The organism is Streptomyces sp. NPDC051684 (assembly GCF_044453445.1).
Lineage (GTDB): Bacteria > Actinomycetota > Actinomycetes > Streptomycetales > Streptomycetaceae > Streptomyces.
Map to the genome: position 1 here is coordinate 37,207 of NZ_JBITCS010000037.1, position 23,643 is coordinate 60,849.

Below are 23,643 nucleotides of genomic sequence, written 5' to 3' on the forward strand. Positions count from 1 at the left end.
TCCAAGGACAGCTGGTCAGGGTCGGGTCAGGGGCTCGTACGCCTGCGGGTTGCGGTCGCGGTAGAACTGCCAGCGGTCGCGGACCTCGCGCAGCTTCGCCATGTCGAGCTCGCGAACGACGAGTTCGGGCGCCTTGTCGTCGGCGACCTCGCCCACGAACCGGCCCTCGGGGTCGACGAAGTACGACGTGCCGTAGAAGTCGTTGTCGCCGTACTCCTCCACCCCTACACGGTTGATGGCGCCGACGAAGTACTCGTTGGCGACGGCCGCCGCCGGCTGCTCCAGCTGCCACAGGTAGCGGGACAGGCCGCGCGAGGTGGCCGAGGGGTTGAAGACGATCTGGGCGCCCTCCAGGCCGAGCGCGCGCCAGCCCTCCGGGAAGTGCCGGTCGTAGCAGATGTAGACGCCGACCTTGCCGACGGCGGTGTCGAAGACCGGCCAGCCGCTGTTGCCCGGGCGGAAGTAGAACTTCTCCCAGAAGCCCTTGACCTGCGGGATGTGCGTCTTGCGGTACTTGCCGAGATAGCTGCCGTCGGCGTCGATCACGGCGGCCGTGTTGTAGAGGACGCCCGGCTGCTCCTCCTCGTAGACGGGGAGGACGAGGACGATGCCGTGTTCGCGGGCCAGGGCCTGGAAGCGCTGGACGACCGGTCCGTCCGGCACGGACTCGGCGTACTCGTAGAACTTCGCGTCCTGCACCTGGCAGAAGTAGGGGCCGTAGAACAGCTCCTGGAAGCAGAGGACTTGGGCGCCCTGGGCGGCGGCGTCGCGGACCGCCTGCTCATGCACCTTGATCATGGACTCCTTGTCGCCGGTCCATGCGGTCTGGAAGATCGCGGCGCGGATCACGGGGCTCATCGGGACCTCCAAGGTTCTTCGATGGCTCGGGCGGTGCTGGCACAGACGGTAGGGGGCGGGGGCCCGCCGGCCGAGTCGCAGCGTGTCACGCGCGGGGCCGCGGGCGTTGCAAGCTGTCACGGGCCCGACTGCGCGTCGTGCGCGAGCAGGGCCAGATGGACGGACGCGGCCTGCTCGAAGTCGTCGAGGTCGACGCCGAGCAGCTTCTCCATGGACTCCAGGCGGCGGTAGAGGGCGGGGCGGCTCATGTGGGTGAGATGGGCGGTGCGGGACTTGTTGCGGCCGGTGGTGAGGTAGGCGCGCAGGACCGGGAGGAGCTCGGCGGCGTCCTCGGAGGCCAGGATGGCGTCCAACTCCCGTTCCGAGAAGGCCTGTACGCGGGGGTCGTCGCGCAACTGCCGGACGAGGCCGCGCAGTCGTACGTCACCCATCCGGACCACCGTCGGGAGTCCGGGCGGCGCGCCGGTGGCGGCGTCGGCGACGTGCAGCGCCTCCCGCAGCGCGTCCGGCACGTCCTCCCAGACGGGGCCCGCGGGGCCCGCCGCGACGAGGGCCCGCGCGTCGCCGCTCTCCGCGCGCAGCCGCTCCGCGAAGTGCGCGGCGAGGGCCTCGGGGGCCTGGTCGCGGGCGAGGCTGAGGAGGACGGCCGTGGAACGCTCGGCGAGTTCCGCCACGAGGCCGGCGAGACCCAACAGGCGCAGCAGCCGGTCGAGTTGGTCCGGTGCGGTGTCGCGCACGACGAGGGGCAGGAATGTACGGCGGTTCACCGGGAGGCCCGCCGCGCGTGCGCGGGGCAGCAGGCGGGCCGGCGCGCCGCCGGAGAGCAGGTCGGCGAGCAGGCAGCGGGCCGACTGCTCCTCCCAGCTCGGCCCGGACCCGGCCAGCAGGTGGTGCAGGACCAGGGCCTCCGCCGCGCGGTCCGCGAGCAGCCGTCCGGACGCGCCGTCGCCGCGGTGCCCGCACAGCACGACGGAGCCCCAGCGCTCGCCCCGGCCGCCGAGCTCCGCGCGGATCCAGCCCTCTCCGTCGATCCCGCCGGGCTGCCGCGCGATGCGGTCCCAGTCGCGCAACACGTCGTCGACGGCGGGGTGTTCACCGGCCGTGGCGAGGACGCGGTGCGCGAGGTTGGTGAGGACGACCGGGCAGCCGCTGTGCGCGGCGATCTCGTCGAGCAGCTCTTGCAGCGGGGCGCCCGCGGTGATGAGGCCGGTGAGCGCGCTGCGGATGCCCTCGGAGAGGCTGACGGCGGCGAATTTCCTTCGTACGAGCCGGGATTGCACCTCCTCCGTCAACTCGGCGAAGGGGAACGGGCGGTGCAGCACCACCATGGGCAGGCCGTGCCGCTCGGCGGCGCGCCGCATGCCCTCCGGGGAGGCGGGGAACGCGCGGCCGAGGCCCAGGACGATGGCGGCGGCCTCCGCGCGGTGCAGGGAGTCGATGTACTCGGCCTGCAGCCGCTCGTCGTCCGCGAGCAGCACGCCCGTGGTGAGGATCATCTCGCCGCCGCTGAGCATCACGCCGACGTCCGCGGCCTCGGCGACGTGCACCCAGCGGACGGGGCGGTCGAGGTGCCCCGCCCCGGCGACCACCTCCGGTTGTCCGGCGGCGATGCGGTCCAGGTCGAGTATTTGGCGGACGGAGAGGGTGTGCGGGGACATGTGCGGAGGCTCTCCCTCGTCATGCGCGGCTCCCCGGCGAGCGGTCGCGGGGCTCCGCCCCGGGCCCCGCGGCCTCTCGTCCGCACTGCGGGCTTGATCAGGTCGAACCGTGCAACGCCCGCTCCAAAATTCCCGCCCCTTCCTCCGCCTCCGCCACCGTCAAGGTCATCGGCGGAGCAATCCGCAGGACGCTCGAATCGTGGCCGCCGCCCTTGCCGATCAACAGGCCCTGCTCGCGGCACGACTCGATGACCTGCGCCGCGTTCGGACCCGGGCCCGTCGTCTCCAGCTCGATGCCGATCATCAGGCCGCGCCCCCGCACCTCCCGCACACCGGGCGCGCTCGCCGCGATGGCGCGCAGCCGCTCGATGAGGAGGCCGCCGACCCGCCGGGCGTTGCCCTGGAGGTCGTGCTCGAGGAGGTACGAGAGGTTGGCGAGGCCCGCCGCCATGGTGATCGGGGAGCCGCCGAACGTCGAAATGGAGTTGGCGTCGAGGCAGTTCATGACGTCGGCGCGGGCGACGACGCCGCCGATCGACATGCCGTTGCCGATGCCCTTGGCGAAGGTCAGGATGTCCGGCGGCCCCGACCGCGCGTGCGCCTGCCAGCCCCAGAAGTGCTCGCCCGTGCGACCCCAGCCGGTCTGCACCTCGTCCGAGATCCACAGGATGCCGTGCTCGCGCAGAACCTCCCGGAACGCGGCGTACAGACCGTCGGGCGGGGAGGTGAAGCCGCCGACACCCTGGATGGGTTCGGCGATGAGCGCCGCGACGTTGCCACGGGTCTGGCCGAGCATGTCCCGCAGGTCCGCGACGCACGCCTCGATGAACTCGGCGTCGGACAGGTGGGCGTAGGGGCCGCGGCCGCGCACGCCCCCGTGCACGTACAGCGTCTGGAGCGGCGACAGGCTCGTCGGCGACCAGCCCTTGTTGCCGGTGATGCCGACCGCGGAGAAGGAGCGGCCGTGGTAGCTGTTGCGCATCGCCAGGATCTGGTTCGAGCGGCGGTACGCGGTGGCGAGCAGCAGCGCCGTGTCGTTGGCCTCGGTGCCGGAGGTGGTGAAGAAGACGCGGGCATCCGGGATTCCGGACAACTGGGCGACGCGCTCGGCGAGTTCGACCATCGGCCGGTTCAGGTAGAGCGTCGAGGAGTGGATGATCCTGCCGGCCTGTTCGCTCACCGCCTTGGTGACCTCGGGCAGGGCGTGCGCCGTCATCGTCGTGAGGATGCCACCGAAGAAGTCCAGGTACTTCCTGCCCTCGGCGTCCCAGACGTGCCGGCCCTCGCCGTGCGTGAGCTCGATCGGGTCGTCGTAGTACAGGGCCAGCCAGTCCGGCAGGACGTCGCGGTGGCGGTCGTGCAGAGAGGTTCGGGAGGGGGTGGTCATCGGCGGCACTCCTTCTTCCTTACGTCTCTACGCAGGTACGTCGCTGCGTATCCCTCTACGCACGTAGAACGGCGGTAGAGGGACGAACGTAAGCCTCACAGGAGGGCTTGCCAAGGCCATCGTCGGCAACCCGCTGGATCAGGGAGCACGCGGCACCCGTGCGGGTGACGGTGCGGCGCGTCAGGCGGGGACCAGCGCGCAGTGCGTCACCAGCTCATCCATGGAAAGCCCCAGCTCCCGGGCGAGCGCGGCGACCGTGAAGAAGGCGGGGGTGGGCGCCCGGCCCGTCTCGATCTTGCGCAGCGTCTCGACGGAGACGCCCGCGCCCGCGGCCACCTCCGTCATGCTGCGCCCGACCCGTGCCTCTCGCAGCAGCCGGCCGAGACGCTCTCCGCGCTCGCGCTCTTCGGGGGTCAAGGGGGTTCGGACCATGTGCCCATGCTACCCGATGCACAATTCCTGTACCGGATTTCCGTACCGGATTTAAATACCGGTATAGTTATTGGCATGGTGGAACTGAAGACGGACACATCGATCGACGCGATGCGGGAGGCGGGGCGGGTCGTGGGCGACGCGCTCACCGCGGTGCGGAAGCACGCGGCCGTGGGCGTGAGCCTGCTGGAGCTGGACGAGGTGGCGCGCGGGGTGCTGCGCGATGCGGGGGCCACGTCCCCGTTCCTCGGCTATCGGCCGAGTTTCGCGCCGACGCCCTTCCCCGCGGTGATCTGCGCGTCCGTGAACGACGCGATCGTGCACGGGATCCCGACGACGTACCGGTTGCGGGACGGGGATCTGGTGTCGATCGACTGCGGGGCGGAACTGGGCGGCTGGGCGGGGGACTCCGCGATCAGCTTTGTGGTGGGCCGGGCGCGGCCCGAGGACGTACGACTGGTCGAGACGGCCGAGCGGGCGCTCGACGCGGGGATCGCGGCGGCGGCCGTCGGGAACCGGATCGGGGACATCGCGCACGCGATCGGGACGGTGTGCCGGGAGGCGGGTTACGGCATTCCGGAGGGGTTCGGCGGGCACGGCATCGGGCGCCAGATGCACGAGGACCCTCCGGTACCGAACGAGGGCCGTCCGGGACGCGGTATGCGCCTGCGCGCGGGGATGGCCCTCGCCATCGAGCCGATGGTCATCGGTGGCGGCGGGGACGGCTACCACGAGGCCCCCGACGGCTGGACCCTCCGCACGAACGACGCTTCCCGCGCGGCCCACGCGGAACACTCCGTGGCGGTGACGGAGGCCGGTCCGCGTGTCCTTACGGCCCGGTAGCCCTCCGCGGCAACGGCGTCGCGCCCACGGGGCTCTGCCCCGGACCCCGCGCCTCAATCGCCGGCGGGGCTTGATAAATCAACCCCCGCCGGCGATTGGCAGATCAAGCCCCGCGATGCTTGGCATTTCGAGCCCGGCGGTACTTGGTAGATCAAGTCCCGCGATGCTTGGCAGGTCAAGCCCGGCAGTACTTGGTAGATCAAGTCCCGCGATGCTTGGCAGGTCAAGCCCGGCAGTACTTGGTAGATCAAGTCCCGCGATGGTTGGCAGGTCAAGCCCGGCGGCGCTCGGCATTTCAAGCCCCTCGGCGCTCGGCATTTCAAACCCCTCGGCGCTCGGCATTTCAAGCCTCTGCGGCGATTGAGCAGCGGGGTGCGGGGCGGAGCCCCGGTTTTTTGGAGCCCCGCCGGCGATTGAGGCGCGGGGGCCGGGGCAGAGCCCCGAGGCCGTAACACCGGTCGACCGCAAGCTACTTACTGGGCGAAACGACCATCGCCGAACCCCCGCCCCGCCGAACCTTCTCCGCCGCCGCGAGCCACTTCCCGCCCGGCAGCCGCTGCACACCCGTCGCCGCCCCGATCTCCGGGTTCTCCTTGAAGGAGTGGCCGATGGCCTCCAGCCTCGCCCGGAGCGGACTCCCGTAAAGACCCGGTTCCAGCTCCGTCTGCGCCGCATTCCGCTGACTCGCCCGCGGCGCCGCGATCGCGTCGACCAGCGGCAGATCACGGTCGAGGAACCCCGTCAACGTCTGCAGCACCGTGGTGATGATGGTGGCCCCACCCGGCGACCCCACCGCGACCACCGGCTTGCCCGCCTGGTCGAGCACGATCGTAGGTGAGATCGAGGACCGCGGCCGCTTCCCGGGACCCGGCAGGTTCGGGTCGTGCACATCCGCGCTCGCCGGCGCGAACGAGAAGTCCGTCAGCTCGTTGTTGAGCAGGAACCCGCGCCCCGGCACCGTGATGCCGCTGCCACCGGTCGACTCGATGGTCAGGGTGTAGGAGACGACGTTGCCCCACTTGTCGGCCGCGGTGAGGTGCGTCGTGTTCTCGCCCTCGTACGTCGTGGGCGCCGCCTTGTCCCCGGCCTTGCCGCACTTCCCGGGGTTCCTCGGGTCTCCCGGCGCGAGCGGGCTCTTCAGCACCGCGTCGTCCTTGATGAGGCATGCGCGCGAGTCCGCGAACCGCTGCGAGAGGAGTCCCTTCGTCGGCACGTCCTCGAACGCCGGGTCACCCACCCAACGCCCCCGGTCGGCGAAGGCCACCCGGCTCGCCTCGATGAAGCGGTGCAGGTACTGGACGTCGGACGCCTTCGACAGGTCGGTGTTCTCAAGGATGTTGAGCGCCTCGGCGACACTCGTGCCGCCGGACGAGGACGGTGCCATCGAGTAGACGCCGAGGCCGCGGTACGAGGTCCGGCTCGGCGCCTGCTGCTTGGTGCCGTAGGCCGCGAGGTCCTTCGCCGACAGCTTGCCGGGGCGCGCGTTGTACCCCGAGGCCGGGTCCACCGGCGGCTTGTTGACCGTCCTCACGACGTCCTTGCCGATGTCGCCCCGGTACAGGGCCCGGGTCCCGTCCCGCCCCAACTGCGCGTACGTACGCGCCAGATCGGGGTTCTTGAACGTGGAGCCGACTTCGGGGAGCTTCCCGCCGGGCAGGAACAGCTTCGCCGTGTCGGGGAAGTTGCGGAACCGGGCCTCGTTCGACGCGGTCTGCGAGCGGAACGTGTCGTCGACGGTGAACCCGTCGCTCGCCAGCTTCGTGGCGGGCTTCAGCACGGAGGCGAGACCTCGGCTCCCCCACGCGTCGAGCGCCGACTGCCACGTCGCCGGGGTGCCCGGCGTGCCCACGCTCAGGCCGCTGGTGACCGCGTCGTTGAAGGCGAGCGGTTTGCCGTTCTCCAGGAAGAGGTCGGATCCTGCCGTCAGCGGCGCCGTCTCGCGGCCGTCGATGGTGTGCACCTTGCGGGACTTGGCGTCGTAATAGACGAAGTAGCCGCCGCCACCGACCCCGGACGAGTACGGCTCGGTCACACCGAGGGCGGCCGCGGTGGCGACGGCGGCGTCCACCGCGTTGCCCCCGTTCTTGAGCACCTCGATGCCGGCCGCGGACGCGTCCGCGTCGACGCTCGCCACGGCGCCGCCGGAGCCGACCGCGACCGGTTCCTTCACGGGCGTGTGCGAAGCGGACGAAGGAGGTGCCGCGGCACCAACCGCCACCATGCTGCCAAGTGCGGCGAAGACCGACAGATTCCGTACAACTGAACGTCTCATCAGTACCTCCGGTCAACAGGCGTCAGCGCAGCGTAACTTGATGTGTCCGTGCCGTCAGGACCCCCTCGAACACCGTTCACACGTCCCGCTAGAGTGCGCCACCATGACTGAAGACGTGCGCAACATCGTCCTCGGCCTGATCGCGGCGGGCATCAGCGCCTCGCTGGGCTGGCTCTGCCGCAGCTATGTGTGGAAGCGCAAGCTCCGCCGCAAGCAGGCCTTCTTCGGGCTGCCCGACAACTCCGAGTCGCTGCTGGTCGTGAACCGTGACGCGGGCGGCCCCGAGCTGACGGTGAAGCGCCACGACGTCTTCGCCCTCCTCGAACTCTCCGCGCTCATCAAGGACTGCAACGCGCACGCCCAGGTCGTCGCCCACGACACCGCGCAGCAGGGCTTCGGGGAGCGTACGGAATTCTGTGTCGGCGGCCCGGCCTCCAACCGACGCATGGCCGCCCACATGGTCAGCCTGCTGCCCGGCATCCGGGTCAACACCGATCCCGAGCCGGGCCCGGACCGCGGCGCCTTCCAGATCGGCTCCGAGCGCTACCGCCTGGAGCCGAGCAGAACCGAGTACGTCCTCCTGGCCCGCCTGACCGCCGGTCCCGCCACCCCCGAGGCGCGGCCGGTCTTTCTGTTCTGCGGGCAGTTGCCGATCACCAACCAGGCCGCCACCCGCTATCTCGCCCGCCACCACGAGCGGCTCGCCCGCAAGCACGGCAACAACTCCTTCGTCCTGCTGCTGAAGGTCGTGAACTCGGGGGCGTACGGGCCCGACGTCGTCGAGGTGGTCGCCGATGTCACGAAGGCGGCGGAGGCCCCGCTGCCCGCCGCCGCGACCAATGGCGGCGGCCGCGCGGCGCACCGCGCCAAGTAGGGCTCGCTCGCGAAGGGCGCCCAAAACCAAGGAGAGCGGCACCCTCGCCGCGTACGAATGCGACAAGGGCCCGCTCATCCTCGGCAAGCAGGCACGTCCCGACCGGCACGCTGCAGCTGACCTTCTCCCCCACGAACACACGAACTTCGTGAAGCAGTGATCTCCGGCTGCCGCTGGGCGGGGACGGGCCGATGCTTTCGTTTCGGCTACTGCGTACCTGGCAGCAGCGTCCCTGGCTCGGCCGGGGCGACATCGGCCGCCTCCGTCTTGGGGTTGCGCCGCTGGCGCTTGGCCACCCATTGGGCGAACCAGGACAGCACCATGCACATCCCGATGTAGATCGGCGAGATCACCATCACCACAGGGATGAAGGGCAAATCGTAGTCGAGGTTGGAAGCAATCAGTTTTCCGGCGTGGAGGAACTCCTCGTAGGTGATGAGATACCCGAGCGACGTGTCCTTCAGCGCCACCACCAACTGGCTGATGATGGCGGGCAGCATGGCCCGCACCGCCTGAGGGACAAGCACATGCGTCATGACCTGCGTCTTGCGCATGCCCAGCGCGTACGCCGCCTCGCGCTGTCCGCGCTCCACCGCGTTGATGCCCGATCTGAACACCTCGGCGAGCACGGAGCCGTTGTAGAGCGTCAGGCCGGCGACGAGCGCGGCCAGCGGCTCCATCTTCAGTGCCACGTAGATGAAGAAGATCATCACCAGGACCGGCATGGCGCGGAAGAACTCGACGAACAAGGTCGCGAGCCGGCGCACCGGTTTGTGGTCCGAGAGCCGCCCCACGGCCAGGATCGTGCCGAGCGCGAGCGACAGGACGGCCGCCATGGCGAAGGCCTTGAGCGTGTTGCCGAGCCCGCGCAGGAGCAGCTCCTGGATGCCCGTGTACTGGAAGGGCATCCACTTCGTGTACGTGAACTGGTCGGTGTCGAAGAGGAGGTAGAGGATCCAGGCGACCAGGGCGAGCACGATGAGCGTCGAGAGCAGCCCGTACAGCTTGTGCCGGCGTTCGGTCCTCGGGCCCGGGATGTCGTAGAGGGCGGTGGCGTCGTGCCGCATGGCCTTCATCGGGCGAACCCCCAGCGCTTCTCGAGGAAGTTGAACAGGGCGCTGATGGCGAGCGTGATGATCAGGTATCCGATCGCGATCCAGACGAAGGTCCAGATGATGTTGTAGCCGAGCTCGCTGAGCGTCTTGTACGTGCCGAGCAGCTCGACGACGCTGAAGGCGCCCGCGATCGCGGAGTTCTTGGCGAGCGCGATGAGCGTGGAGCCGATCGGCGGGATCACGGACCGGAAGGCCTGCGGCAGGATGACGTGGGTCAGGGTCTGGCCGAACGTCATGCCGAGGCTGCGGGCCGCCTCGCCCTGTCCCTTGGGCACCGTGTTGATGCCGGAGCGGACCGCCTCGCAGATGAACGCCGAGGTGTAGCAGCCGAGCGCGAGGATCGCGAAGACCGTGAAGGGCAGGACCAGGCCGAAGCGCGGCAGGCCGAGCAGCACCGCGAAGAACAGCAGGGTCAGCGGGGTGTTGCGCAACACGGTGACCCACGCGGTGCCGAAGGCCCGGAAGGAGCCGACGGGCGCGACCCGGAACGAGGCCATGAGGAAGCCGAGCACCAGCGCCAGGATCGAGGCGAACACGGTGAGCTCGACGGTGCCGAGGAAGCCTTTCCAGTACAGCTCGATGTTGTCGGTCAGGACATTCATGGGACGCCTCCTCAGTTCGCCGGGTAGCGGTCGATGGCGGGCGGTTTCGGGGCGGGCACTCCGGACAGGCCGAGCGTCGCGTCGTAGGCCCGCTTCCAGTCGCCGTTCTTCTGGCGCGCCTCCAGGGCGTCGTTGATCGCGAACCGCAGCGCGTTGTCCTTCTTGGGGACGCCGATCCCGTACGGCTCCTCGGAGAACGGCTTGCCGACGAGCTTCATCTCCTCCGGCGCCTTGGCTGCGTAGCCGAGCAGGATCGCGTCGTCGGTGGTGACCGCGTCGACCTGGTAGGTCAGCAGGTTGTCGACGCAGATCGAGTACGTGTCGTACGCGACGAGCTCGGCCTTCGGGTAGTCGGCCTTGATGCGCTGGTAGGGCGTGGAGCCGGCCGCCGAGCAGACCCGTTTGCCCGCGAGGTCGTCCGGGCCCTTGATGTCCTCCTCGTCGGTGCGCACGAGCAGCGACTGTCCCGCCATGTAGTACGGGCCCGCGAAGCCGACGAGCTTCTTGCGCATGTCGTTGATCGTGTACGTGCCGACGTAGTAGTCGATCTGCCCGTTCTGCAGGGCCGTCTCGCGGTTCGCCGACGCGATGGTCTTGAAGCGGATCTTCTTCGGGTCGAGGCCGAGGGAGGCCGAGACCATCTTGGCGATCTCGATGTCGAAGCCCGTGTACGTGCCGTCCGCGGGGTTCTTCTCGCCGAGGTAGGGCTGGTCCTCCTTGGCCCCGACGACGAAGTGGCCGCGCCGCTCCGCCTTCTTCCAGGTCGGGGAATCAGGCAGCGAGAAGCCCTGGGCGATCTTGTACTGGGGCAGCTCGGCGGCGGACGGGCCCTTGACGGGTGGGCTGCCCTCCTTGCCGCAGGCGGTGGCGGCGAGGGCCGTCACCGCCAGCGCGGCGAGCAGCCGTAGCGACTTGGCGATCATGTGCTGGTGCGCTCCCCCGGTCAGTGCTTCAGGATCTTGGAGAGGAAGTCCCGGGCGCGCTCGCTCTCCGGGTGGGTGAAGAACTCCTCGGGGTTGCGGTCCTCCACGATCTTTCCGTCCGCCATGAAGACGACGCGGTCGGCGGCGGTGCGCGCGAAGCCCATCTCGTGGGTGACCACGACCATCGTCATGCCGTCGCGCGCGAGCTGCTGCATGACCTCCAGGACCTCGTTGATCATCTCCGGGTCGAGGGCCGACGTCGGCTCGTCGAAGAGGAGGGCCTTGGGGTCCATGGCGAGGGCGCGGGCGATGGCCACGCGCTGCTGCTGTCCGCCGGACATCTGCGCGGGGAACTTGTCGGCGTGGGCGGCGAGTCCGACCCGTTCGAGCAGCTCCCGGGAGCGCTTGTCGGCCTCGTCCTTCTTGCGCTTCCTGACCTTCAGCTGGGCCAGCGAGACGTTCTGCAGCACCGTCTTGTGCGCGAAGAGGTTGAACGACTGGAAAACCATGCCCACTTCGGCCCGCAGTTGCGCGAGCGCCTTCCCCTCCTCGGGGAGCGGCTGTCCGTCGAGCCGGATCGTGCCGGACTCGATGGTCTCCAGACGGTTGATCGTCCGGCAGAGCGTCGATTTGCCCGACCCCGAAGGGCCGATGACCACCACCACCTCCCCCTTGCCGACGGTGAGGTCGATGTCCTGGAGGACATGCAGCTCCCCGTAGTACTTGTTCACGTCTCGCAGCTCGATCAACGGATCGACGGCCATCGGCAGTCCCTGCCCACTTTCAGCTGTGTCGGTCCGCGCAAACTATCCACGCTTACATGGGACTTAACAGACGACACGCACTTATGGGCATTAACCGTATTTGAGGCTCAGCTACGTGGCGACGCGCACCGGCCTACGACTCGGCTGCCTCCGCGTAGAACTGGGAGAGCTCCGGCGCCCCGCTCGCCGCCCACTCGTGCCCGGCCTCCACGACGTCGATCTCCCGGCCCGATGCGAGGCGCACCACCGGCTGCCCGTTGTCCCAGATCACCCAACCGGCGCCCGACACGTGCCGGACCATGACCGAGCCGAGGTAGAGGCCCGCGTCGTTGCCCAGCCAGTGCAGCGTGTCCTCGTCGCCCCGCCAGTTCGGCACGAGCTGGTCCAGGGCCTCCAAGGACCGCACCGACTCGTCGAGTTCGATCCCCGCGTCGTCGGCCTGGGACCGCAACAGTTCGCACTCGGAGAGCAGCTCGACGAGCCCGTCCTCGCTCTCGTCGCCGTCCTCACCGGTCGGGAACACGGCGACACCGTGGGCCGGACCGTGCTTCTTGCGCCAATGAGCCGCGAAAGGGATCTTCATATCGCCCAGATTGACATCCCCCCACCTGCCCGCACCACAGGCGCGCGGAGGCGGCGGCGCGCCGGGTTCAGGAACCGGACACCGGCCTTTCTCCCCCGGTTGCCTCGCGACACATTGACGGGCCATCACCCCATCCTTAGCTTCATGGCGCAACCACCACGGCGGACACACAAGCGGAGGGAGTCGGTCTTGCGCCGACGCATTTGGGGAGCCGCGTTCATACTGGCCGTCTGCGCGGGGGTCACTCCCGTCGCCGCGGCCCACGCCGCGCCCGCCAGACCCAAGCCGCTCCCCCTGGAGCGGCTCTTCGACAACCGGGCCGTCAGCGATGACGCGCGCCCCGGGGAAGCGGACTTCGACGGGGCGGGCAACTCCCTGTCCGCGCAGGACCTCACCGCGGCCGGCTGGACGCCCGGTCGCGCCATGGAGATCGACCGGGCCCGGCTGACCTGGCCGCGCACGGCGGGCGCCGGACCGGACAACGTACGGGCGAACGGGCAGTCCGTGCGGGTGAGCGGGCGCGGGGAAGCGCTGGCGTTCCTGGTCGCCGGCACCGGCGGAGACGCGGCCGGCAGCGGCGTCGTCCGGTACGCGGACGGCTCCCGCTCCACGTACTCGCTCACCGCGCCGGACTGGCGCACCGGGCCGCTGGCCACCAAGTCGGTCGCGCTGCCGCACCGGAACACGACGGCAGGGCAGGTCGCCGAGAAGACCCGGCTGTACGCGGTGACCGTGCCGGTGCGCAAGGGCCGGCAGATCTCCTCCGTGGACCTGCCGAAGGCGAGCGGCGGGACCCTGCACGTCTTCGGGATGTCCGTGCGCGCGGCGACATCCGGATGGACGGGCAGCTGGTCGGTCTCGCCCGCCGGGTACACCGCGGTGGGCCCGTGGGCGGACCGCACCATCCGGCTCGTCGTGCACACGAGCACGGGCGGGCCGAAGGTCCGCATCCGCCTGGAGAACACCTTCGCCGCGACCCCGGTGCGGATCGGGAGCGCCTCGGTGGCGGTGCAGGGGACGGGGGCTGCGGCGAAGGGCAAACCGGTGCCGCTGACGTTCCGCGGCAGGACCGGAACCCAACTCCCGGCCGGCGGGCAGGCGTTCAGTGACCCCGTGGACTTCGACGTGCCGGAGAGCTCCAACCTTCTCGTGAGCTTCCATCTGCCGGAGCCCGTCACCGCGGCGCCCGTGCACAGCCAGGCCATCCAGCGCAGCTACGTGAGCACGACGGGCGATCACGCGACGGAGCCGGACGGCTCCGCGTACAGCTCGACGATCTCCTACTGGCCGCTGCTCACCGGCGTCGACGTGGGTGGCGGCCCCGGCTCCGTCGTGCTGCTCGGCGACTCCATCACGGATGGCGTGAAGTCGACGCTGGACGCGAACCACCGCTGGCCCAATGTGCTCGCCACGCGACTCCTCGCACAGTCGAAGGTGCCGCACTACGGGGTGCTGAACGAGGGCATCTCCGCGAACCGGGTCGTCGCCGACCGCTACCCCGGCGACGGCCTCTCCACCGATACGGGCGGTGTGAGCGCGCTGCACCGCCTGGACCGCGATGTGTTCGCGCAGACCTCGGCGAGGACGGTCGTCGTCTTCCAGGGTGTGAACGACGTGCGCTGGGGCGCGAGCGCCGCGCAGGTCGAGGCGGGCCTGCGGGAGATCGTGGCGCGGGCGCACGCGCGGGGTCTGAAGGTGATCGGGGCGACGATCACGCCGTGCGAGGGCGAGGCCCTGTGCACGGCGGCCGCCAACGAGCAGCGGGAGACCATCAACTCCTTTGTCCGCGGCCCTGGTTCGGGCTTCGACGGCTGCCTCGACTTCGACGCCGTCGTGCGCGACCCGGCCCACCCGGCGCGGATGCTCCCCGCGTACGACAGCGGGGACCATCTGCATCCCGGCGATCCGGGGTTGAAGGCGCTGGCCGACTCGATCGACCTGGACGTGCTCAGGCCGTAGCGTCGTCCGGCTTGCGGGCGATCAGGACGGCCTGCCGTCCCTGGGTCGCCCGCTCGTAGTCCTCGGGCTCGCGGACCAGTTGCGCCTCCACCGGGAGACCGGACCGCTCCACGAGCCCGGAGACGTGCTCCGGGTCCAGCCAGTAGACGTCCAGCGAGAGGTCGTGGCCGTAGGCGTGGTCGAGGTGGCGCAACAGGTCGCCCACCTTGAAGCCGAGCAGCAGATGGCCACCGGGGGCGAGGACGCGGTGGAACTCGGCGAACACGGTCGGCAGCAGCTCGGGCGGCGTGTGCACCGTCGAGTACCAGGCGACGACGCCGCCGAGCGAGCCGTCGGCCAGGTCGAGGCCGGTCATCGTGCCCTCCTCGAACCGGAGTCCGGGGTGGGCGCGACGGGCCTCGGCGACCGTCTTCGGCGAGAGGTCGACGCCGAAGGCGGACAGGCCGAGCGAGTTCAGATGCGCCGTCACATGCCCGGGCCCGCAGCCGAGGTCGGCCACGGGCCCGCCGCCCGCCCGCCGGACGCGCTCGGCGAAGACGCCGAACATCGCGTGCGCGTACAGGTCCTACGGGAAGAGCGGGGGCACGATCTCGGCGTAGGCGCCGGCCGCGGTGTCGTAGGCCAGTTGGGTCGAGTTCAGGTACGTCGTCAGATCCGTCACGGGCGCAGACGCTAGCGCCCGCCACTGACAATCGACCCGGGCCGCCCTCAGACGTCGAGGTCCACCACGACGGGCGCGTGGTCCGAGGCCCCCTTGCCCTTGCGCTCCTCGCGGTCCACGTACGCGTCGGAGACCGCCTTGGCGAACGGCTCGTTCCCGTAGACCAGGTCGATGCGCATGCCCTTGTTCTTCGGGAAGCCGAGGGCGCGGTAGTCCCAGTACGTGAAGGGGTGGTCGTACTTGAGGGGGCGGGGCATGACGTCGGTCAGGCCCGTCTCGCGCAGCGCCGTGAGCGCCGCCCGCTCGGCCGGGGTGACGTGCGTCGCGCCGTCGAAGAGGGAGATGTCCCAGACGTCGTCGTCCGTCGGCGCCACGTTGTAGTCGCCCATCACCGCGAAGGGGCGCGAGCCCGCCGCGTCGCCCGCGACCGCCGCCTTCAGGGCTTCGAACCACTGGAGCTTGTACGCGTAGTGCGCGTGGTCGACCTCCCGGCCGTTCGGCACGTAGACCGACCAGACGCGGACCGGGCCGCAGGTCGCGGAGACGGCGCGGGGCTCCTGCGCCCCGTCGTAGCCGGGGTCGCCGGGCAGCCCCTGGACCACGTCCTCCAGGCCCACGCGGGAGAGCAGCGCCACCCCGTTCCACCTGCCGTTCGCGTTCACCGCCGACTCGTAGCCCAGCTCCCGCAGCTCGGCCGCGGGGAACTGCTCCGCCGAGCACTTGGTCTCCTGGATGCACAGCACGTCCGTGCCACTGCTCTCCAGCCAGGCAAGGAGGCGCGGCAGCCGCGCGGTGATCGAGTTCACGTTCCAGGTAGCAATGCGCATGTCCCACAACCTACCGGTCGGCACTGACAGCGAGCCCGCCACCACATAGACAGGTTGCCTTGCAAGTTTTCCTGCTAGACAGTTAGCCTGCCGAACATGACGATCAACTCCCCCCTCGACGAGCGCCCGGCCCTCGTCCTCATCGACCTGCAGAACGGCATCCTCGGCCTGCCGACCGTGCACCCCTCCGCCGACGTCCTCAAGAACGGCGCCAAGCTCGCCGAGGCCTTCCGCGCCAAGGGCCTGCCGGTCGTGCGCGTGAAGGTCGCCTGGTCGCAGGACGGCGGCGACCTGCCGACCGGCCGGGCCGCCGAGGGCGGCATGACGCAGGCGCCGCCGCCCGCGTTCTCCGAGTTCCCCGACGAGCTCGGCCCGCTGGGCGACGACATCGTGATCACCAAGCGGCACTGGGGCGCCTTCACCGGCACCGAGCTGGACCTCCAGCTGCGCCGCCGCGGCGTCACGCAGATCGTGCTGTGCGGCATCTCGACGTCCATCGGCGTCGAGTCCTCCGCCCGCTCCGCGTGGGAGCTCAGCTACCACCTGGTGCTCGTCGACGACGCGACGACCGACACGGACGCCGCGTCCCACGAGCACAGCTTCGGCAAGATCTTCCCGCGCATCGCGGAGATCGGCTCCACGGACGAGGTCGTCGGACTGCTCGGCAAGTAGCGGGCGGCGGGCTCAGACCTGCGCCGATCCGCCCGGGGCCAGGCGCAGGTGCTCCGTCCCGCCCAGCGCACCGATCTGGCCGTCGTAGATCGGCCGGGCCAGGTCCGTGAGCAGCGCGTCGTGGATGTCGTACGCGCGGCGCGGCTTGACCTCGCGTACGTAGTCGATCACTTCGGCGATCTTGTTCCAGGGCGCCATGACGGGCAGCATCAGCGTCTCGACCGGGTGATCGGGGACGGTGAGGGCGTCGCCGGGGTGGAAGACCGTGCCGCCGTCGACGAGGTAGCCGACGTTCGTGATGCGCGGGATGTCCGGGTGGATCACCGCGTGCAGCTCGCCGTGCGCCTGGACGTCGAACCCCGCGGCCGTGAACGTGTCGCCGTGGCCCACCGTGTGGACGCGGCCGGGAAACGCCGCCGAGAGCTGGTCCGCGACCGACTTCAGGGTCCAGATCCGCGCGCCGGGGTTGGCCTCCATCCCGGCGCGCAGCCGGTCCTCGTTGAAGTGGTCGGGGTGCTCGTGCGTCACGAGGATCGCGTCGGCGCCGACCGCCGCGTCCTCCTCGGAGAATCCGCCCGGGTCGATGACGAGCGTCTGCCCGTCCTTCTGGAGCCGGACGCAGGCGTGGGTCTTCTTCGTCAGCTTCATACGTCCCATCCTGCGCCCGCCCGCCCGCCGTTTCAGCCCCGGCTCACTCCTGGGGCGTGGTCTCCTCGCGGATCACCTGCTGGGCCACCTTGAACGCCGCGTTCGCGGCCGGTACGCCGCAGTAGACGGCGGTCTGGAGCAGGATCTCCTTGATCTCCGCGGCCGTGAGGCCGTTGCGCAGCGCCGCCCGCGTATGGAACACCAGCTCGTCGAGGTGGCCGCCCGCGACCAGGGTCGCGAGCGTCACCGAGGAGCGGGTGCGGCGGTCGAGCCCCGGACGCGACCAGATCTCGCCCCACGCGTAGCGGGTGAGGAACTCCTGGAAGTCGCCGGAGAAGTCGTCGGCCGTGGCCAGCGCCCGGTCCACGTGCGCGTCGCCGAGCACCTCGCGGCGCGTCTTGAGGCCCGCGTCGTGCGGGTCGGGCCGGGTCGCGGCCTCCGGCTGCTGCGCGGCCGCTATCTCCGCGCGCGGCGGGGCCGACGGGGGCGGCGGCGCGATGACCGGCTTGACCGGGGCGGCCTGGATGGCGGTCTGCCCCGTCTTCTCGTGCGCGGCGGGCCAGGCCGAGGTGAAGTGCCGTACGAGGAGGTCGGTGACGGCGGTCGGCTGCTCGACCGGGGCCAGGTGGGAGGCGCCGGGCACCACCGCGAGCCGGGCGTCCGGTATGCCGGCGACCAGCGTGCGGGCCTCGGCGGGGCCGGTGACCTGGTCCTCCGAGCCGACGAGGACGAGCGTCGGCACACCGATGTCGCTCAGCTCCTCGCGGACGTCGAAGCCCGCGAGCGCCTCGCACGAGGCGATGTAGCAGCCCGGGTCCGTCGTGCGGACCATCTGCACGGCCCAGTCCGTGATCGCGGGCTGCGCGGTGGCGAAGCCGTGCGTGAACCAGCGCTCGGGGGCCGTACGGGCGATGGGGTCGAGGCCGTTGCTGCGCACGATGACGCCGCGCTGGCGGAACTCGTCGGCGGTGCCGAACCGCGGCGAGGCCGCGATCAGGGCGAGCGACGCGACGCGCTCGGGGTGGCGCAGCGCGAGCTCCGCGCCGATCGCGCCGCCCAGCGAGCAGCCCGCATAGCCGAAGCGCTGGATGCCCAGCTCGTCGAGCGTGGCGAGCAGCCGGTCGGCGAGCGCCTCGACGGAGCCCGCCGGGTGGGCGGGGGAACCGCCGTGGCCGGGCAGGTCGAAGCGGAACACCCGCCAGTGCTGGGCCAGCTCGGGCACCTGGCGGTCCCACATGTGCCACGTCGTGCCGAGCGACGGGCCGAGGATGAGCACCGGGGCGGAGTCGTCGTCACGGCCGTCGAATCGGTACTGCAGGCGCGGGGTCTTCGTGTCACTCACACCCGCCACGCTAGCCACTGTGTCCGAGCGATCTGTTGGCGGGTCCCCACAATGGACGTGACGTGTTCACTCCGGGTTCCTGCTGTGGACCAGGCGTGGGGGGCGCGTGAAGAGCGGGAGCCCGAAGTGCCGGTCAGGAGCCGGGGACGGCGATCACGGGTGCGTCATCGACACGACGTACACCATGGGGTGGTCCGGATTGGAGCGGTTCACGACGATGGTCTGGGTCGGCGACGGGTCCTCCTGCGTGTGCGTGAGGCCGTACCAGGGGCCCGGACCGGTGAAGTCCCAGCCCGCGATCCTCCGGTCGCGCTCGCTGATCGCGATGTCGTCGGTCGCCAGGTCGCCGACCGTGTAGCCGGCGTCGACGTCCTCCAGGAACTGGTCGAGCCCCTTGTTGCTGGTGAGGAACTGCGCGTACAGGCGGCTCACCTTGTAGTTGTTCGTCTCGTAGTAGGCGACGTTGCGCGAGTGCCGTGGGACGGGGATCTGGTAGAGGCGGCGCTGCACCTTGGACGGCCAGCCGACGGTGAGGCCGGTCGCCGAGTACTTCGCCTCCTTGTCCCGGCCGCTGTCCCTGCTCTGGCCCGCGGAGATCACCAGATAGCCGGCGGGGATGCCGATGAGCAGCACGATGGTCAGGAGCGTGAGGACGCGGCGTCGGATCACATGGCCGCGGTCCTCGGCCGGACGCGGCTCCTGGTCCGCGGGCGGGGGCTGGTGGGGCACGGTCATGGCTGGCTTTCCTGTCACTGTCTCGGGCGTCGTCTGCGGCGCTGGCACGGGCTACGCCTGGTCCGCGCCGTCCAGCGACGAGCCCGTCGTGCCGCGCGTGCGGGCGTAGCGCTCGTACCGCTCGTGGCGCTCCACGCGGCGGCGCTTGGCGCGGCGGAAGCGGCGGGCGACGAGGCGCGCCAGGTCCGCGGCGCCGACCATGCCGGCCTCGGGGCCGAGCTGGGCGCGCGCGATACGGGCCTCGGGACGGTAGCCGCGGCCGGTGAGCTGGCGCTTGAACGCGTCGCGGGCGGGCGCGATCAGCAGGTCGTCGGCGGCCGACACCCCGCCGCCGATGACGAAGCACGACGGGTCGAGGGCCGCCGCGAGGTTCGCTATGCCGACGCCCAGCCACTGGCCGATGTCCTGGAGCAGCTCGACGCACATGGCGTCGCCCTCGCGGGCCAGCTCCGTGATGAGCGGTCCGGTGATGTCGGGGATGTGCCCCTGGACCCGCTCGATGATGTTGTACGCGACCGGGGAGTCGGCCGCCGCGAGTTCGCGGGCCTCGCGGACCAGGGCGTTGCCGGAGCTGTACTGCTCCCAGCAGCCGCGGTTGCCGCACGGGCAGCGGTGCCCGCCGGGGACGACCTGCATATGGCCGAACTCGCCCGCGACGCCGAACTTGCCGCGCTTGACCTGGCCGTCCTCCAGGATCGCGCCGCCGATGCCGGTGCCGAGCGTGATCATGACGAGGTGGTCCTCGCCGCGTCCGGCGCCGAAGCGCCACTCCGCCCAGGCGGCGGTGTTGGCGTCGTTGTCGACGAGCACGGGGACCGCGAGGCGGCCGGCGAGGCGGTCGCGCAGCGGTTCGTTGCGCCACGACAGGTGGGGCGCGAACAGGACGCGGTTGCGGTCCGCGTCGACCCAGCCGGCCGCGCCGATGCCGACGGCGTGCACGTCGTGGCGGTCGGAGAGGTCGAGCACCAGCTCCGTGATCGTGTCCTCGACGACCTTGGGGCTCTTGGACTTGTCCGGGGTCTCCGTGCGGAGCGTCTCCAGGATGGTGCCGTCGGCGTCGACGACGCCGGCCATCACCTTCGTGCCACCGATGTCGATGCCGACGGTGGGTACGCGCGGTGCCGTCGTGTGCGAGCGGCGCTCGCGGGTGCCGACCGTCCGCAGGACGGTGGCCCGTGCGCTGCCACGGTGTGCGAGGTCGCGGTAGGTGCTCATTGCGGCGATTCTGCCTCACGCATCGGCTCCGCCGCATACCGGGTTTTCCGCCACGCCGGGGTGGGGGCCACCCCGGTGCGGCCCGGCCGCCGGGCCACGCAAGGGCTGCGACCTGCCGTCGCTGCAAGGACCCTTCGCGGCCACCCGACCCCCGGTCGCGCAGTTCCCCGCGCCCCTTTCAGGGGCCCGGGGAACTGCGCGAAGGCGACCAACAGCGCGACGTGCAGCCGCCCGCAAAGGCCGGAAAACGCACATGCACGCGCGGAACGGAGGTCGCTACTTCTCGGCGCCGTCGGCCGTGTGCCCGCCCAAATGCGTAGGCACCGGCGCCCGCTCCAGCTCGTGGCGGAGGTCGTCCAGTTCGGAACCGCCCGCCATCTGCCGGGTCAGCTCGTCCAGCGTGATGTCGTCGCGCGAGTGGCTGCCGAACATCCCGCCCCGCTTGAGCAGCACGAACCGGTCGCCCACGAGGTACGCGTGGTGCGGGTTGTGCGTGATCAGGACCACGCCGAGGCCCGCGTCACGCGCCGCCGCGACGTACTTGAGGACGACGCCGGACTGCTTGACGCCGAGCGCCGCCGTCGGCTCGTCCAGGACGAGGACCTTCGCGCCGAAGTAGACGGCGCGGGCGATGGCGACGCACTGGCGCTCACCGCCGGACAGCGTGCCGATCGGCTGGTCGACGTCGCGCAGGTCGATGCCCATGCGGGCCAGTTCCTCCTGCGTCGTGCGCCGCATGAGCTCGACGTCCAGGCGCTTGAAGGGGCCCGTCCCCTTCGTGGGCTCGGAGCCGAGGAAGAAATTGCGCCACACCGGCATCAGCGGGACCACGGCGAGATCCTGGTAGACCGTGGCGATACCCCGGTTCAGGGCGTCGCGCGGATTGCTCAGGCGGGTCTCCTCGCCCTCGATCGCGAACCGGCCGCCGTCGTGCTGGTGAAGGCCCGCGATGATCTTGATCAACGTGGACTTGCCCGCGCCGTTGTCGCCGAGGACGCAGGAGATCTCGCCCGCGTTGACGACGAGCGAGACGTCGTCGAGGGCGCGGATGTTCCCGTAGAACTTGCTGACGCCGTCGAGCTCCACCATCGGCGTACGCGTATCCGTCGTCATTTGCTCGCCTCCGCGCGCTTGCGGACCCACGCGTTGAGCAGGGTCGCGAGGAGCAGCATCGCCCCGAGGAAGAACTTGAACCAGTCCGAGTTCCACTCGGCGAACACGATGCCCTTGCTGGTCATGCCGAAGATCAGCGCACCGATCGCCGCGCCGACCGCGGAGCCGTAGCCGCCGGTGATCAGGCAGCCGCCGATGACGGCCGCGACGATGTAGATCAGCTCGTTGCCGACGCCCTCGCCGGACTGCACGACGTCGTACGAGAAGAGCAGGTGCTGGCCGGAGATCCAGGCGCCGAACGCGACGCCCATGTAGAGGCCGATCTTCGTCTTGTTGACCGGGACACCCACCGCGCGGGCCGCGTTCAGGTCGCCGCCGACCGCGAAGATCCAGTTGCCGACGCGGGTGCGGAGCAGGATCCAGGTGGCCACGAGGACGAGGGCGAGCCACCAGATGATCGTGATCTTGAAGTCGACGCCGCCGATGCTGAACGTGGAGGCGAAGACGGACTTGGCCGATTCGAAGCCCTCCATGTCGGCGATCGACTTCGTGGAGACGGTGCCGCTGATCAGCTTGGTGAAGCCCAGGTTCATGCCCGTCAGCATCAGGAACGTGCCGAGCGTGATGATGAAGCTGGGGAGTTTCGTGCGGGTCAGCATGACGCCGTTGAAGACGCCGATGGCGAGCGTCACCAGGAGCGAGACGCCGACACCCACCCAGGTGTTCGCCGTCATCTGGTAGCTGAACATCGACGAGATCAGCGCCGAGGACGTGACCATGACGCCAGCCGACAGGTCGAACTCGCCGCCGATCATCAGCAGCGCCACCGGCACGGCCATGATGCCGAGGGTCGAGGACGCGTACAGGACCGTCGCGAGGCTGGTCGCGCGCAGGAAGCTGTCCGCGAAGATCACGAAGAAGATGAAGACGGCGACGGCGCCGATGACCGAGCCCAGCTCGGGGCGGCCGAGGAGCTTCTTCCAAGGCGAGGTCCGAACGAGCCGTTCGTCGATCTTCTCCGCGCTTTCCGGAGCGGTCGTACTCATCGGGTCCCCCGCTTCGCGTACTCCTGAAGCTTGGCGGCCTGGTCCTTGGTGACGACCTCGGGGCCGGTCAGGACCGGCTGTCCGCCGCCGAGCACATTGGCGTTGTACCGGTAGAGCCAGAGCAGGTCCACGGCCTCGTATCCCTGGAGGTAGGGCTGCTGGTCGACGGCGAAGCCGAGGTCGCCGTCCTTGAGCTCCTGCGCGACCTTGTCGTTGAGGTCGAACGTGTCGATCTCGGCCTTGCTGCCCGCGTCCTCCTTCGCCTTCACGGCGGTGGCGGCGAACGGGGCGCCCAGCGTGACGACCGAGTCGATCGACTTGTCGGACTGCAGCTTGGCCTCGATGGAGGACTGCACGTCGGGCATGTTGGTGCCCTCGACGTACAGGTTCGTCATCTTGCCGTCGAAGGTCTTCTTGGCGCCCTCGCAGCGCTGCTCGTGGCCGACGTTGCCCTGCTCGTGCAGGATGCACAGGGCCTTCTTCTTGCCCCGCTTGTTGAGCTCCTTGCCGACGGCCTCGCCGGCGATGGTCTCGTCCTGGCCGATGTGGCTGATCGCGCCGTACTTCTTGTAGATCTCGGAGCCCGAGTTGACCGTGATCACGGGGATGCCGGCCTTCTCGGCGCGGGCCAGGGCGGACTTCATCGCGTCCGGCTTGGCGAGCGTGACGATGATCCCGTCGACCTTCTTGTCGATCGCGGCGTCGACGAGCTGCGCCTGCTGGTTCGCCTCCTCGTTGTGCGAGTAGAGGAAGTTGATGTTGTCTTTGGTGGCCGCCTGCCTGGCGCCGTTCTGGACGATGTCCCAGAAGGTGTCGCCATCGCCCGAATGGGTGATCATGGCGAAGGTCCAGCGGGGCGTGTCCACCGCCGCCCTGCCCTGCGCGGCCTGGGACTTCCTGGCGTCCTCCGCCCGCTTGCCGCCGGTGCTGCTGCACCCTGCGAGCGAGAGGCCGAGAGCCCCCGCAACCGCGATGCTCACCCAGGTCCGAAACCGTGCCACGAGGCCGTGCCCTTCTTGGTCTGCTGCGTCGTCGACCGGGAACGGCGGACCGGTCCCGGCGGACCGGATGCCGGTCCTGAAGGACCCCATTCCGGTCCCAAACGCACAAGTAT

General features: G+C 70.3%; 23 protein-coding genes. 4 read left to right on the forward strand and 19 right to left on the reverse strand.

What is annotated here, in order from left to right:
- Window positions 1–15: 15 nt before the first annotated feature.
- From ACIA8D_RS33620 to ACIA8D_RS33635, 4 genes are all read right to left on the reverse strand, one after another.
- Window positions 16–858, reverse strand: a complete 843-nt coding sequence (locus ACIA8D_RS33620) for a nitrilase-related carbon-nitrogen hydrolase (protein ID WP_399237999.1) — start codon at window positions 856–858, stop codon at window positions 16–18.
- A 116-nt stretch (window positions 859–974) separates the two neighbouring features.
- On the reverse strand, window positions 975–2,516 hold the full coding sequence (locus ACIA8D_RS33625) for a PucR family transcriptional regulator (protein WP_399238000.1): 1,542 nt from the start codon (window positions 2,514–2,516) through the stop codon (window positions 975–977).
- Between the two features lie 97 nt (window positions 2,517–2,613).
- Window positions 2,614–3,903 (reverse strand): aspartate aminotransferase family protein, encoded by a 1,290-nt coding sequence (locus ACIA8D_RS33630; protein ID WP_399238001.1) that lies wholly within the window; start codon window positions 3,901–3,903, stop codon window positions 2,614–2,616.
- A gap of 180 nt (window positions 3,904–4,083) precedes the next feature.
- A complete protein-coding gene (locus tag ACIA8D_RS33635; RefSeq protein ID WP_385766579.1) occupies window positions 4,084–4,335 on the reverse strand; it encodes a helix-turn-helix domain-containing protein in 252 nt (83 codons plus the stop codon).
- A gap of 75 nt (window positions 4,336–4,410) precedes the next feature.
- On the opposite strand from ACIA8D_RS33635, the gene map reads away from it, so the two are divergent.
- Window positions 4,411–5,178 carry a type I methionyl aminopeptidase gene (map, locus tag ACIA8D_RS33640; RefSeq protein WP_399238002.1) on the forward strand — a complete coding sequence of 256 codons (768 nt, stop codon included), beginning with the start codon at window positions 4,411–4,413 and terminating at the stop codon, window positions 5,176–5,178.
- 469 nt (window positions 5,179–5,647) lie between these two features.
- On the opposite strand, the gene ggt is transcribed toward map, so the two are convergent.
- Window positions 5,648–7,450, reverse strand: a complete 1,803-nt coding sequence (gene ggt, locus ACIA8D_RS33645) for a gamma-glutamyltransferase (protein WP_399238003.1) — start codon at window positions 7,448–7,450, stop codon at window positions 5,648–5,650.
- A gap of 103 nt (window positions 7,451–7,553) precedes the next feature.
- On the opposite strand from ggt, the gene ACIA8D_RS33650 reads away from it, so the two are divergent.
- Window positions 7,554–8,324: a hypothetical protein gene (locus ACIA8D_RS33650; RefSeq protein WP_399238005.1), complete on the forward strand. Its 771-nt coding sequence runs from the start codon at window positions 7,554–7,556 to the stop codon at window positions 8,322–8,324.
- A 206-nt stretch (window positions 8,325–8,530) separates the two neighbouring features.
- Here the strand turns inward: ACIA8D_RS33650 and ACIA8D_RS33655 are convergent, their stop codons facing one another.
- From ACIA8D_RS33655 to ACIA8D_RS33675, 5 genes are all read right to left on the reverse strand, one after another.
- A complete protein-coding gene (locus ACIA8D_RS33655) occupies window positions 8,531–9,400 on the reverse strand; it encodes an amino acid ABC transporter permease (RefSeq protein WP_399238006.1) in 870 nt (289 codons plus the stop codon).
- Entirely contained in the window at window positions 9,397–10,041 is a 645-nt protein-coding gene (locus tag ACIA8D_RS33660; protein ID WP_385766595.1) for an amino acid ABC transporter permease, read from the reverse strand. Before ACIA8D_RS33660 ends, ACIA8D_RS33655 begins: the two co-directional genes overlap by 4 nt.
- 11 nt (window positions 10,042–10,052) lie before the next feature.
- A complete protein-coding gene (locus tag ACIA8D_RS33665; RefSeq protein WP_399238007.1) occupies window positions 10,053–10,964 on the reverse strand; it encodes a glutamate ABC transporter substrate-binding protein in 912 nt (303 codons plus the stop codon).
- A 20-nt stretch (window positions 10,965–10,984) separates the two neighbouring features.
- A complete protein-coding gene (locus ACIA8D_RS33670) occupies window positions 10,985–11,728 on the reverse strand; it encodes an amino acid ABC transporter ATP-binding protein (RefSeq protein ID WP_399238008.1) in 744 nt (247 codons plus the stop codon).
- A 133-nt stretch (window positions 11,729–11,861) separates the two neighbouring features.
- The gene (locus ACIA8D_RS33675; RefSeq protein ID WP_399238009.1) at window positions 11,862–12,311 is read right to left on the reverse strand and encodes a DUF6278 family protein; all 450 of its coding nucleotides are present in this window, start codon (window positions 12,309–12,311) and stop codon (window positions 11,862–11,864) included.
- Window positions 12,312–12,455: 144 nt separating this feature from the next.
- Here ACIA8D_RS33675 and ACIA8D_RS33680 point away from each other — a divergent pair, with 144 nt between their 5' ends.
- On the forward strand, window positions 12,456–14,270 hold the full coding sequence (locus ACIA8D_RS33680; protein ID WP_399238010.1) for an SGNH/GDSL hydrolase family protein: 1,815 nt from the start codon (window positions 12,456–12,458) through the stop codon (window positions 14,268–14,270).
- On the opposite strand, the gene ACIA8D_RS33685 is transcribed toward ACIA8D_RS33680, so the two are convergent.
- Together ACIA8D_RS33685 and ACIA8D_RS33690 are read right to left on the reverse strand one after the other, a co-directional pair.
- Entirely contained in the window at window positions 14,260–14,817 is a 558-nt protein-coding gene (locus tag ACIA8D_RS33685; RefSeq protein ID WP_399238011.1) for a class I SAM-dependent methyltransferase, read from the reverse strand. The genes ACIA8D_RS33680 and ACIA8D_RS33685 overlap by 11 nt on opposite strands.
- A gap of 161 nt (window positions 14,818–14,978) precedes the next feature.
- Complete coding sequence (locus tag ACIA8D_RS33690) at window positions 14,979–15,758, reverse strand: exodeoxyribonuclease III (protein ID WP_399238012.1); 780 nt, start codon at window positions 15,756–15,758, stop codon at window positions 14,979–14,981.
- Between the two features lie 96 nt (window positions 15,759–15,854).
- Between ACIA8D_RS33690 and ACIA8D_RS33695 the strand changes: the two genes are divergently transcribed.
- Window positions 15,855–16,430, forward strand: coding sequence for an isochorismatase family protein (locus tag ACIA8D_RS33695; protein ID WP_399238014.1), 576 nt, complete (start codon window positions 15,855–15,857; stop codon window positions 16,428–16,430).
- Between the two features lie 12 nt (window positions 16,431–16,442).
- On the opposite strand, the gene ACIA8D_RS33700 is transcribed toward ACIA8D_RS33695, so the two are convergent.
- The 7 genes from ACIA8D_RS33700 to ACIA8D_RS33730 form a co-directional block, all read right to left on the reverse strand.
- A complete protein-coding gene (locus tag ACIA8D_RS33700; RefSeq protein ID WP_399238015.1) occupies window positions 16,443–17,078 on the reverse strand; it encodes an MBL fold metallo-hydrolase in 636 nt (211 codons plus the stop codon).
- Between the two features lie 43 nt (window positions 17,079–17,121).
- Window positions 17,122–18,420, reverse strand: coding sequence for a 4-carboxymuconolactone decarboxylase (pcaC, locus tag ACIA8D_RS33705; protein WP_399238016.1), 1,299 nt, complete (start codon window positions 18,418–18,420; stop codon window positions 17,122–17,124).
- 153 nt (window positions 18,421–18,573) lie between these two features.
- Complete coding sequence (locus ACIA8D_RS33710; RefSeq protein ID WP_399238017.1) at window positions 18,574–19,155, reverse strand: sugar kinase; 582 nt, start codon at window positions 19,153–19,155, stop codon at window positions 18,574–18,576.
- A 51-nt stretch (window positions 19,156–19,206) separates the two neighbouring features.
- Window positions 19,207–20,370, reverse strand: coding sequence for an ROK family glucokinase (locus ACIA8D_RS33715; RefSeq protein WP_399238018.1), 1,164 nt, complete (start codon window positions 20,368–20,370; stop codon window positions 19,207–19,209).
- A 276-nt stretch (window positions 20,371–20,646) separates the two neighbouring features.
- Window positions 20,647–21,483 (reverse strand): ATP-binding cassette domain-containing protein, encoded by an 837-nt coding sequence (locus ACIA8D_RS33720; protein ID WP_399238019.1) that lies wholly within the window; start codon window positions 21,481–21,483, stop codon window positions 20,647–20,649.
- Window positions 21,480–22,529, reverse strand: coding sequence for an ABC transporter permease (locus ACIA8D_RS33725; protein ID WP_399238020.1), 1,050 nt, complete (start codon window positions 22,527–22,529; stop codon window positions 21,480–21,482). Before ACIA8D_RS33725 ends, ACIA8D_RS33720 begins: the two co-directional genes overlap by 4 nt.
- On the reverse strand, window positions 22,526–23,530 hold the full coding sequence (locus ACIA8D_RS33730) for a sugar ABC transporter substrate-binding protein (RefSeq protein WP_399238021.1): 1,005 nt from the start codon (window positions 23,528–23,530) through the stop codon (window positions 22,526–22,528). Before ACIA8D_RS33730 ends, ACIA8D_RS33725 begins: the two co-directional genes overlap by 4 nt.
- Window positions 23,531–23,643 lie beyond the last annotated feature (113 nt).